Origin of the sequence: Octadecabacter dasysiphoniae (genome assembly GCF_021532615.1) — a bacterium.
Lineage (GTDB): Bacteria > Pseudomonadota > Alphaproteobacteria > Rhodobacterales > Rhodobacteraceae > Octadecabacter > Octadecabacter dasysiphoniae.
Window position 1 is genome coordinate 1,222,360 of the sequence record NZ_JAKGAQ010000001.1, and the last position, 10,599, is coordinate 1,232,958.

At 58.9% G+C, this 10,599-nt stretch carries 9 protein-coding genes and 1 tRNA gene; 3 read left to right on the top strand and 7 right to left on the bottom strand.

Translation table 11 applies throughout. The features are described 5' to 3' along the window. Window positions 1-19: 19 nt before the first annotated feature. From trmFO to rocF, 5 genes are all read right to left on the bottom strand, one after another. Entirely contained in the window at window positions 20-1,375 is a 1,356-nt protein-coding gene (gene trmFO, locus L0664_RS05955) for a methylenetetrahydrofolate--tRNA-(uracil(54)-C(5))-methyltransferase (FADH(2)-oxidizing) TrmFO (RefSeq protein ID WP_235224700.1), read from the bottom strand. Between the two features lie 155 nt (window positions 1,376-1,530). Next, a complete protein-coding gene (locus L0664_RS05960) occupies window positions 1,531-2,310 on the bottom strand; it encodes a hypothetical protein (protein WP_235224701.1) in 780 nt (259 codons plus the stop codon). Window positions 2,311-2,432: 122 nt separating this feature from the next. After that, window positions 2,433-5,183 (bottom strand): DNA gyrase subunit A, encoded by a 2,751-nt coding sequence (gene gyrA / locus L0664_RS05965; RefSeq protein ID WP_235224702.1) that lies wholly within the window; start codon window positions 5,181-5,183, stop codon window positions 2,433-2,435. 176 nt (window positions 5,184-5,359) lie between these two features. Continuing rightward, a complete protein-coding gene (locus tag L0664_RS05970; protein ID WP_235224703.1) occupies window positions 5,360-6,403 on the bottom strand; it encodes an ornithine cyclodeaminase in 1,044 nt (347 codons plus the stop codon). 10 nt (window positions 6,404-6,413) lie between these two features. Further along, window positions 6,414-7,337, bottom strand: coding sequence for an arginase (gene rocF / locus L0664_RS05975; protein ID WP_235224704.1), 924 nt, complete (start codon window positions 7,335-7,337; stop codon window positions 6,414-6,416). 114 nt (window positions 7,338-7,451) lie between these two features. Here rocF and L0664_RS05980 point away from each other — a divergent pair, with 114 nt between their 5' ends. Next, entirely contained in the window at window positions 7,452-7,871 is a 420-nt protein-coding gene (locus L0664_RS05980; RefSeq protein WP_235224705.1) for an Lrp/AsnC family transcriptional regulator, read from the top strand. An 11-nt stretch (window positions 7,872-7,882) separates the two neighbouring features. Here the strand turns inward: L0664_RS05980 and L0664_RS05985 are convergent, their stop codons facing one another. Together L0664_RS05985 and L0664_RS05990 are read right to left on the bottom strand one after the other, a co-directional pair. Beyond that, the gene (locus L0664_RS05985) at window positions 7,883-8,335 is read right to left on the bottom strand and encodes a disulfide bond formation protein B (protein ID WP_235224706.1); all 453 of its coding nucleotides are present in this window, start codon (window positions 8,333-8,335) and stop codon (window positions 7,883-7,885) included. 75 nt (window positions 8,336-8,410) lie between these two features. After that, window positions 8,411-9,025 carry an exopolysaccharide biosynthesis protein gene (locus tag L0664_RS05990; RefSeq protein WP_235224707.1) on the bottom strand — a complete coding sequence of 205 codons (615 nt, stop codon included), beginning with the start codon at window positions 9,023-9,025 and terminating at the stop codon, window positions 8,411-8,413. Window positions 9,026-9,180: 155 nt separating this feature from the next. Here L0664_RS05990 and ypfJ point away from each other — a divergent pair, with 155 nt between their 5' ends. Continuing rightward, window positions 9,181-10,029: a KPN_02809 family neutral zinc metallopeptidase gene (ypfJ, locus tag L0664_RS05995; protein WP_235224708.1), complete on the top strand. Its 849-nt coding sequence runs from the start codon at window positions 9,181-9,183 to the stop codon at window positions 10,027-10,029. Window positions 10,030-10,085: 56 nt separating this feature from the next. Next, a tRNA-Leu gene (locus tag L0664_RS06000) sits at window positions 10,086-10,171 on the top strand. The last annotated feature ends 428 nt before the right edge of the window (window positions 10,172-10,599 follow it).

A 10,599-nucleotide genomic window follows, 5' to 3' on the forward strand; every position in this document is an offset into this window, starting at 1 on the left:
ATCAGCCTAGCGGTCAGATTTAGGCCACGTCCAGCGCGGATTGGCCCAACCAGGCGTTCCAGTCGACTTTTGCGCGGTCTGTGTAGGCCTTATAGCGGTCCTTGCGCCCGCGTCGGCCTGATTTGAGGCCCTCAACAAGGGGGAACAGGCCGAAATTGACGTTCATGGGCTGGAATGTCTTTGCGTCCGCGCCCCCGGTGATGTGCGTGATCAACGCACCTGTTGCCGTAGTATGGGGCACAGGCCCTAATATTTCGTTACGCATTTCAGCGGCGGCCAAACGCCCCGCCAACAGCCCCATCGCGGCCGATTCAACGTATCCTTCGACGCCGGTGATCTGGCCCGCGAACCGGATGTTGGGTTTGGATTTCAGCCGCATCTGATCGTCCAGCAGCGTGGGAGAGTTCAGGAACGTATTGCGGTGGATGCCGCCAAGGCGGGCGAAGCGCGCGTTTTCCAATCCGGGAATGCGTTTTAAAACATCAGCTTGCGCGCCGTACTTCATCTTGGTTTGAAAGCCGACGATGTTGTAAAGCGTGCCCAAAGCGTTGTCGCGGCGCAGCTGCACCACGGCGTAGGGTTTGACCTGCGGGTCGTGTTCATTGGTGAGGCCGACGGGTTTCATCGGACCAAAGCGCAAAGTTTCGCGGCCGCGTTCTGCCATCACTTCGATCGGGAGGCACCCATCGAAGTAACCCGCTGTTTCGCCTTCTTTAAATTCGGTTTTGTCGGCGGCCAGCAGGGCGTCGATAAAGCCTTCGTATTCGTCTTTTGTCATCGGGCAGTTGAGGTAGGCCGTGCGTTCTTCCTCGGTCTCGCCCTTGTCATAGCGCGACTGCATCCATGCTTTGTCCATGTCGATGCTGTCGTGATACAGGATCGGGGCGATGGCGTCGAAAAAGGCCAGTGCTTCTTTGCCTGTTTCGGCTGCGATTGCGTCTGCCAATTTGCCGGATGTCAAAGGCCCAGTGGCGATAATCCATTGGCCGTCATCTGGCAGCGCGTCGATTTCTTCGTATGAAACCGATATGTTAGGGTGCGATGTTAATGTGGCTGTGACGCTTTCGGCGAAGGGATCACGATCCACGGCGAGCGCACCACCTGCGGGCAATTTATGCTTGTCTGCGGTGGTCATGATGATCCCGCCAGCGGTGCGCATTTCCCAATGCAAAAGGCCTACGGCGTTCTGTTCATCGTCGTCAGATCGGAACGAATTGGAACACACCATTTCGGCCAGATTGCCCGTGCGGTGGGCAAAGGTTTCGACCTTTGGGCGCATCTCGTGGATGACCACTTTGATGCCTTGGTTTGCGGCCTGCCAGGCGGCTTCTGATCCGGCCATTCCGCCGCCGATGATGTGTAATGTGTTGTCCATGCCGCCCAAATAGGCGGTTCATGGCGCCAAGAAAAGGGCCGAAATGTCGCGTATGGTTTTGGTATGGGTTCGGTATGGTTCTGGTATGGGCGTTTATATGGCCGCACTGTTTTCGTTGAACAAAACCGCGATGGTTCGATTGCCGCTGGATTTGATCAATAAAGGCGCACGATCCCGCGACTGATCAATTGATCGAGAGGGTCGGCGTTTTGGAACGGGCGGTCGATCAGGCTTTCGCCCGCATTGCCGAGGTTAAGCGTCACGCCCAAGCCGACAGAGGTGATCGCGGGGGCGGCGTTTTGACCGTAAAGCGATGCGTTGCGCAGTTCGCCCCAGAGTTCGAAATTGGACCCCCGTGGACTGTGGGACAGGCGCAGCTGGCTGTCCAACCCGATGGCCGAAAACGGGCCTTCGTCAAATTCGGCAATATCGACGCGGGCGGTCAGGGTCATCGTGTCGGTCAGATTATGAAGAACACCCGCACCGGCAAAAACGTAATCCCATTGATCGGTGGCGGTGCCGCCCATGCCGGTGGTGCCGCCGATGCCGAAACGTGCCTCAACCGTGGTGGCGGGGCTGACAGCGATGCGGCCTTCGATGCCCGCGTTGACGTATTGGACGGAAAATTCATCCGCGTCGGTCAGGCTGGCGAATAGGCCGTATTTCTGGCTGGCGACGGGTTGCATATAAAGGTGCGCGCCCAAGGTGCCCGCGACGATGGTGCCCGTATCCGCAAGCCCGATATCGAGCTGAAGGCCGTGGACCTCTGTGATGTTCACGCCGATCTGTGCGTCAGCTGACGCGATCGTTTGGCCGCGGTCGGTGGTGCCATAGGACAGTTCGCCGCTGAAGCTTTGGATGCCGAGGCTGCTTTGGGCCTGCGCGCAGAGGGGCAGCATAAGGCAAAGGGCGATGGGCAGGGCACGTTTCAGCATGATCAAATCTCCGGTGCGGGCGCGGGGTGCGCCGTTTGGAGATTTGATATCGAAGCCCTATGGTTAATTAAATATAAATAATAACAAAGGGTTAACGTGAAGTTGGTTAACGCGCCAGAGGATTACTCCTCGGGCGCGTCGGTTGTTTCTTCGTCGTCTTCTGCCTGATCTGCGATATAGGCTACGGACACCACGACTTCGTTTTTGCCCGTGTTGAAGACTTTGACGCCCCCCGCAGAGCGTGAGCGGAAGGAGATGCCTTCGACGGGGACGCGGATCGATTGGCCTTTGGAGGTGGCCAGCATGATCTGATCGTCCAGTTCAACCGGGAAGGACGCAACGATTTCGCCGCCGCGCATGGCCTTATCCATTGCAGTCACACCCATGCCGCCACGCCCGCGCACGGGGTAGTCGTGGCTGGATGACAGTTTGCCGGACCCGCCTGCGGTGATCGTCAGGATCAGGTTTTCAACCGCGGACATTTCGGCGTAGCGGTCTTGTGTGATGGAGCCTGCGGGGACGTCTTCGTCTTCGATCTCGGCGTCATCGGCAAGGCCCGCCATGGCGCGGCGCATCTTGAGGTAGGCGGCGCGTTCGTCTGCTTCGGCCTTGAAGTGGCGGATCACGGACATCGACACGATTTTGTCGTCGCCCTGCAATTTGATGCCGCGCACACCGAGGGACGCGCGTGAATTGAACACGCGCACATCGGTACAGGGGAAACGGATCGCGCGGCCGGAGTTCGTGACCAGCATGACATCGTCATCATCGCTGCAAATGCGGGCATTGATCAGGGACACGCCTTCGTTTTCGCCCTCAAACTTCATGGCGATCTTGCCGTTGCGCATGACGTTGGTGAAATCGGACAGACGGTTGCGGCGCACGGTGCCCGCGCTTGTCGCAAAGACGATTTGCAGATCGTCCCAGTCTTTTTCATCGCGGTCCACGGGCATGATGGCGGCAATCGACACACCTGTCGGGATCGGCAGGATGTTGACGATGGCCTTGCCTTTGGACGTGCGCGACCCTTGGGGCAGGCGCCATGTCTTGAGCTTGTAGACCATGCCGTCTGTCGTGAAGAACAACAATTGCGTGTGGGTGTTGGCGACGAACAGCGTGGTGACGACGTCGTCTTCTTTCAAACCACTGCCGGACACACCTTTGCCGCCGCGTTTTTGGGCGCGGAAATCAGCGAGGGCCGTGCGTTTGATGTAGCCGGATTCTGTGACCGTCACGACCATGTCTTCGCGTTCGATCAGGTCTTCGTCTTCCATGTCACCGGACCAGTCGACGATTTCGGTGCGGCGGGGCACGGCGAACAACGTCTTACATTCGTCCAGCTCATTGGTGATGATTTCCATGATCCGTTCGCGCGATCCGAGGATGATCAGGTATTCCTTGATCTTGCCTGCGAGTTCTTCGAGTTCGTCCGTGACTTCTTTGACGCCGATCTGGGTCAGGCGTTGCAGGCGCAGTTCAAGAATGGCGCGGGCCTGAATTTCGGACAGGTTGTAGGTGCCGTCCGCGTTCGCAGGGTGGGTCGGATCATCGATGAGTTTGATGAACGGCAGGATTTCTTCGGCGGGCCAAGCGCGCTGCATCAACGCGGCGCGCGCAGCGGGCGCATCCGCGGAGGCGCGGATGGTGGCGACGACTTCGTCGACGTTGGACACAGCCACGGCCAAACCACACAACACGTGGGCGCGATCACGGGCTTTGCGCAACTCAAACGCGGTTCGGCGGATCACAACGTCTTCGCGGAAATCGAGGAACGACGTCAGGAACCGGCGCAGGGTCAGCGTTTCGGGGCGGCCACCGTTCAGCGCCAGCATGTTGCAGCCAAAATAGGTCTGCATGGGTGTGAAGCGGAACAGCTGGTTCAGCACGACTTCGGCGGTGGCGTCGCGTTTGAGTTCGATCACCACGCGCACGCCGTTGCGATCGGATTCATCCTGAACGTGGCTGATGCCTTCGATCTTTTTGTCGCGCGCGGCTTCTGCGATGCGGTCAATCATCGCAGATTTGTTCACCTGATAGGGAATTTCGCTGATGATGATGGCAAAGCGGTCTTTGCGGATTTCTTCGGTGTGGGTTTTGGAGCGCACGATGACGCTGCCACGCCCTTCAAGGTAGGCTTTGCGCGCGCCGGAGCGGCCCAGCATCATGCCGCCTGTCGGGAAATCGGGGCCCGGGATATATTCGATCAGGTCTTCTGACGTCAGATCGGGATCTTCGATGAGCGCAAGGCAGGCATCGATGACTTCGCCCAGATTGTGGGGCGGAATGTTGGTGGCCATGCCGACCGCGATGCCGCCCGCGCCGTTGACCAGCATGTTGGGGAAGCGGGCGGGCAGAACCGTTGGTTCACGGTCCTTGCCATCGTAGTTGTCTTGGAAATCGACGGTTTCTTTGTCGATGTCGGCCAGCATATAGGCGGCGGGTTTGTCCATGCGTACTTCGGTGTAGCGCATCGCGGCGGGGCGGTCCCCGTCCATGGAGCCAAAGTTGCCTTGACCATCCAGCAGCGGCAGCGACATGGAGAAATCCTGCGCCATACGCGCCAAGGCGTCATAGATCGCGCTGTCGCCGTGGGGGTGGTATTTACCCATGACATCACCGACCGCGCGGGCGGATTTGCGGTATGATTTGTCGTGGGTGTTTCCGGCCTCGTGCATGGCATAAAGAATGCGGCGGTGGACCGGTTTCAGGCCATCGCGTAGGTCTGGAATCGCGCGCGACACAATCACCGACATCGCATAGTCGAGGTAGGATGTTTTCATCTCGGCGGTGATGGAGATTTGCGGGCCGTCGTATGCAGGACGTTCGGGCGGCATTTCGTCAGTGTTTTCAGGAGTATCTGGTGTGTCGCTCATGTAATCCGCCTGTCGCTCCGAGGTGACTCGGGAGTTCTATATATTGTTGGTAAAAACTATATCACAGACTAGGGGTGGTGCAACGCCTGAGGGTCGAATTGGCTGCGCCAATCCGATCAAAGCGGGGGCCAGCCCCCGCGCCCCCGGAGTTTTTGGGCCAGGTGAAGGGTGCGGCGCTATTTGGCGCGGTTGAGCATGCCATACAGATCGCGGGGATCGTCGGGATCAGCGAGCATGTCCAGGTTGATGAAGAAATCCGTGCCTTTGATCGCGGTGAGGATTGTGCGCAGGGCGGAGAAATCCTCAATCGCGAAGCCGACGCTGTCAAACAGGGTGATTTGTTTGTCCGAGGCGCGGCCTGTGGTTTTGCCGGCGAAGACGTTGTGCAGTTCGATGACGGGGTGATCATCGGCGAGGGCCTGAATTTCGCCCTCGACCCGTGTTTGGGGCGGGTATTCGACGAAGATCGAGGCGCGGTGCAGGATGTCTGCGTGCAATTCTGTTTTGCCCGGGCAATCGCCGCCGATGGCGTTGATGTGCACGCCAGCGCCGACCAAGTTGTCGGTCAGCACGGTCGCGTTTTGTTTGTCGGCTGTGCAGGTGGTGATGATCTGCGCGCCTGTGACTGCGTCTTCGGCGGTTGTGCAGGTGGTGACGTGTAGGTTTGTGCCTGCAAGGTTGGCGGCGCATTTGGTCGTTGCCGCTGGATCGGTGTCAAACAGGCGCACGTGGGTGATGCCGCAGATGGCGGCAAAGGCGCGGCACTGGAATTCTGACTGTGCACCGTTGCCGATCATGGCCATGGTTGTCGCGCCTTTGGGGGCGAGGTGTTTGGCGGCCAGTGCGGACATGGCGGCGGTGCGCAGGGCGGTCAGCAACGTCATTTCGGACAGCAACACCGGATAGCCGGAATTTACATCGGCCAGCAGGCCAAAGGCGGTGACGGTTTGCAGGCCTTCGGCGGTGTTTTTCGGGTGACCGTTGACGTATTTGAAGCCGTAAAGTTCGCCGTCGGAGGTGGGCATGAGTTCGATCACGCCGACGTCGGAATGGGACGCCACGCGCGGGGTTTTGTCGAACGCATCCCAGCGCAGGAAATCTTGCTCAATGGCGTCGGCGATGCGGATCAGCATGTTGTCTAGCCCGTTGGCGTGGACCAGTTTCATCATATTTTCGACGGAAACGAAGGGCACGAGGGCCTTTTTGGAGGGGGTCAACATGTTGATGTCCTTAAGCAAAAGAGCGAGTGGGGCGGTCAAAGACGCGGCGGCCCATGAGGGAGGCGGTGAGATCAACCATGAGAGAGGCGGTTTTGCCGCGCTCATCCATAAACGGGTTGAGTTCGACCAGATCGAGGGAGGTGACGCGCCCGCTGTCATGGAGCATTTCCATTACAAGGTGGGCTTCGCGCAGGGTGGCGCCGCCCGGAACAGTGGTGCCCACGGCGGGGGCGATATCGGGGTCGAGGAAATCCACGTCGAGGGAGACATGAAGTAGGCCGTCTGCGGCGCTGACCCGATCGAGGAACTCGGCCAAGGGCGCGCGAATGCCGCCTTCGTCGATGGCGCGCATATCCGCGATATGCATGTCCGTGTTCGCGAGAGCGGCGTGTTCTGCCGGATCAACCGAGCGCAGGCCGATCATGCACATCTGATCCGTTGGCACGGGGTTTTGAACCGGCGGAAAGGCATCAAACCCGTCGTGGCCTGTAAAATATGCAACAGGGGTGCCGTGCAGATTGCCGCTGTCGGTGGTGAGGGGCGTGTGAAAATCGCTGTGCGCATCCAGCCAGAGAACAAAGAGCGGTTTGTTGATGCTGGCTGCGTGATCGGCGATGCCTGTCACGGTGCCAAGCGCGAGGGAGTGATCGCCGCCCAAAAAGATCGGCAGGCCTTGGGCTGCGGCGTCTTTGGCGGCGGCGTTCAGCGTTTGTGTCCAGCCGACGGTTTGGGGCAGGGCGATGAGGTGGTCGTGATCCTGGATATCCGTGTCCTCGGCCACCAGATTGCCAAGATCTGTGACGCGGTGGCCAAGATCATTGAGGGTGTCGCCCAGACCCGCGGTCCGGTACGCGTCCGGCCCCATGATGCAGCCTTTGCGGTCTTTGCCGCTGTCGACGGGTGCGCCGATGAGGATGATGTCGTGTGGGGTCATTTGGATGCTCCTGATATTTGGAGTGATTTTGGCGGGGCTTGCGCGGGCAGGGAAGACAGCGCATTGTGCAAAGTGAGCGCAAATTATACAAAGTGAGCAGTTATGTTAGACGAAATGGATGGTTCTCTGATCAAGGCATTGCAGCGTGACGGGCGCGCCACGGTATCGGAGTTGAGCGCGGATTTGGGGGTAACGCGCGCCACGGTGAAGGCGCGGATGGATCGGTTGCGCGCGCAGGGCGAGATTGCGGGGTTCACTGTTCTGACACGCGCGGATGTGGCGGCGCATCCGGTGCGCGGGTTGATGATGCTTGGGATTGAGGGGCGCGGGACCGAAAAGGTGATGCGTGCGCTGGTCGGTATGGTTGAGGTGCAGGCGGTGCATTCGACCAATGGCACATGGGATTTGATCGTTGAAATCGGCACAGCGACGCTGGACGCGCTGGATGCTGTGCTGTTTCGTATTCGCCGTATGGATGGCGTGACGCGGTCAGAAACCAGTTTGTTGCTGAGCACGCGGCGCGCGGGGCGCTGATACCTGCGATGTTACGCCTTGCGGGCGGCCATGACCCAGAGTGCGACCAGAACCAATGAGATCAGGGCGTTATAGGATGCCATGGACAGGCCCATAAGGCTCCAGACGACATCATCGCACATCACGATGGGGGCGATATCCATGCTGAGGGGATCGGCCATATTGAGAGCACCGCCGCCTGTGCAGCTTGTCGGGCCTTCCCAGATGCCGCGTTCTACGCCGGTGTGATAGACGCCGATCCCTGCGGTGATGCTTGCCGCGATTGCGCCCAAAACAGCGAACGCCCTTTGGTGGCGCGCCATCAGCACGGCCAACACGCCGACGGTAATCGCCACGACGTGCGGCCAGCGTTGCCACAAACACATCTTGCAGGGTGCATAGCCGATGACCTGAAATACGAATGCGCCAGCCAGCAGGGCAAAGCTGCCGAAGGCTGCGAGGAATATCAATTGCGTGCGCGTCATTTTAGGGGGTGTGTCCTGCAAGGTATTTGGTGTGAAAAAGTCGCGGTATGTACGGCCCCGTATATATAGGGAGTGTTACAGGCCGATCCACCCCTTCAACAGGCTGGCCAATGTGGCGCCTGCGACGATCAGGGTGGTGATCCAGACGGTGCCCAACACCAGCCCGAAAAGGATCAGCAGGCCATCGCGCTGCAACAGACCCATTGAGATGATGACAACAGCGAGGCCGGGAACTGAATTTGTACCCGGCAGTGGCACCAGAATGGACGCGCTGAACAAAACGAGGCCGAGGCCGACGATGCGATCCATCGGGGGGCGGGACAGGGCGGTTAATCGTGGTTTGCTGATGCCTTCGATTTTGCGCAACCACGGGCCGGCGCGGTCGGCCAGATTTTGAAGCCCGTCTTTTGATATCGTGCGCGCGCCCAGTTTCGTTGGAAGCCACGGCGAGGTGCGCCCGAGCAGGATTTGCGCCGAAATAAACATGAGCGGCAGCGCCACGACTTGCGGAATGCCATACAGAAACGGGATGCAGCAGGGCAGCGCCAAGACCAGCAGGAACAGCCCGAACGCGCGTTCGTTCATCTGGTGCAGCACCCAATCCAGCGTCACGGTGTCGGACGGCGCGTCTTTGGCCAAGTGATCCAGTTGCTGAGAGATCGCCAAGACATCATCGGGCGACGCGGTCATGGGTGAACATCCCGGTGCAGTGCAACGCAAGGCGTGCAAGTGGCGAGGGACACATCATGGAAGCGTTTGGTCATTTGGATCTGCTCGTTTGTTTTGTTGGTTAGGCCATGGGAAGCCTGTAGGGTCAACCGCAACACGGGCGAAGGATTGATGACATGAAATGGCAAGGCAGACGCGGCAGCAAGAATATTGAAGACCGCAGGCGCAGTGGCGGTGGCAAAACAGCAGGAGGAATCGGCGGGATTGCGGGGCTGTTGATCCTGTTGGCGGGATTGTATTTCGGGTTTGATACGTCTGGGTTTGTTGATCTGGGCGGTGGCGGGCAGACGCAGGCCAGCACAGAAATCACCGAAGCAGACGAGCGCGCGGCGCAGTTTGTGTCTGTCACCTTGGCGGACACAGAAGAGGTCTGGGCCGAGGTGTTTCGCGATCAGGTCGGTCAGAACTACACCCCGCCGACGCTGGTGTTGTTCAAAGGAACGACCCAATCGCCCTGCGGTGGCGCGTCCGGTGCATCGGGGCCGTTTTACTGCCCCGGCGACAACAAAGCCTATCTTGATACAGATTTTTTCGTGACGCTGGATCGCCAGTTGGGCGCGGGGGGTGATTTCGCCGCCGCTTATGTTGTCGCCCATGAGGTCGCGCACCACGTTCAGAATGAACTGGGCATTCTGGGGCAGGCCAACCGGATTCGTGCCCAAGTAAGCCAGACCGAAAGCAATGCCATTTCCGTGCGCATCGAATTGCAGGCGGATTGTTTTTCGGGTGTGTGGGCGCGCTACGCCGAAGAACGGTTCAACAGTTTAGAACGCGGCGACATCGGTGAGGCCATGAACGCGGCGGCGCAGATTGGTGATGATACGCTGCAACGCAATGCGGGCCGCACGGTGCAGCCCCACACGTTCCAACATGGGACATCTGCGCAGCGACAGGCGTGGTTTCAGACCGGGTATGAGAGCGCGCAAATCGCATCTTGTGACACGTTCTCGACCGACAACCTGTAAAAGGTGATTTATGTGCGTTGACGCGCCGCAGCGGTCCGGCTAAGTCACCGCTGCGTGCCGGTGTGGCGGAATGGTAGACGCAGGGGATTCAAAATCCCCCGATGGTGACATCGTGCCGGTTCGAGTCCGGCCACCGGTACCACTTTAAGTGGTCAAGCACGCGCAGATCGACAGTAAGATCGCCCCATTCCCGAATCGCAAAAGTTTACATAAACGTAAACAAAGCGCCTGATTTTTCAGCATTTCCTTGATTTCGTAAACACCACTGGCCGTGGCGGCCGTCTGTTTGCGAGGTTTATGAGGGGAAATCGGGCGAAATTCTCCCCGAGCGTTAACTGTTCGCAAACGGCGGCTAATCCTGCCCATTTCCAATAAATGGCCACAAAACCCACGATTTTAGGGGGTTAGCCCCCCCTATTGTTTCGCAGCTGGAAACGGACTGTTTGGATTACGTAGGGTCAATTGCAACCAAGGGCTGTGCTGGGCGGGTTTGAGCCAGCGTGGTTAACACTTTTCGGCCATTTTTCGCTTTTTTGAACTCAAAACTGTCTGTATTCAGACGGAGCCCGA

What these genes read in the sequence shown, in the direction of transcription:
- trmFO (WP_235224700.1), bottom strand. Translation starts at nt 1,375, where the DNA reads ATGGACAACACATTACACATCATCGGCGGCGGAATGGCCGGATCAGAA.
- L0664_RS05960 (WP_235224701.1), bottom strand. Translation starts at nt 2,310, where the DNA reads ATGCTGAAACGTGCCCTGCCCATCGCCCTTTGCCTTATGCTGCCCCTC.
- gyrA (WP_235224702.1), bottom strand. Translation starts at nt 5,183, where the DNA reads ATGAGCGACACACCAGATACTCCTGAAAACACTGACGAAATGCCGCCC.
- L0664_RS05970 (WP_235224703.1), bottom strand. Translation starts at nt 6,403, where the DNA reads ATGTTGACCCCCTCCAAAAAGGCCCTCGTGCCCTTCGTTTCCGTCGAA.
- rocF (WP_235224704.1), bottom strand. Translation starts at nt 7,337, where the DNA reads ATGACCCCACACGACATCATCCTCATCGGCGCACCCGTCGACAGCGGC.
- L0664_RS05980 (WP_235224705.1), top strand. Translation starts at nt 7,452, where the DNA reads ATGGATGGTTCTCTGATCAAGGCATTGCAGCGTGACGGGCGCGCCACG.
- L0664_RS05985 (WP_235224706.1), bottom strand. Translation starts at nt 8,335, where the DNA reads ATGACGCGCACGCAATTGATATTCCTCGCAGCCTTCGGCAGCTTTGCC.
- L0664_RS05990 (WP_235224707.1), bottom strand. Translation starts at nt 9,025, where the DNA reads ATGACCGCGTCGCCCGATGATGTCTTGGCGATCTCTCAGCAACTGGAT.
- ypfJ (WP_235224708.1), top strand. Translation starts at nt 9,181, where the DNA reads ATGAAATGGCAAGGCAGACGCGGCAGCAAGAATATTGAAGACCGCAGG.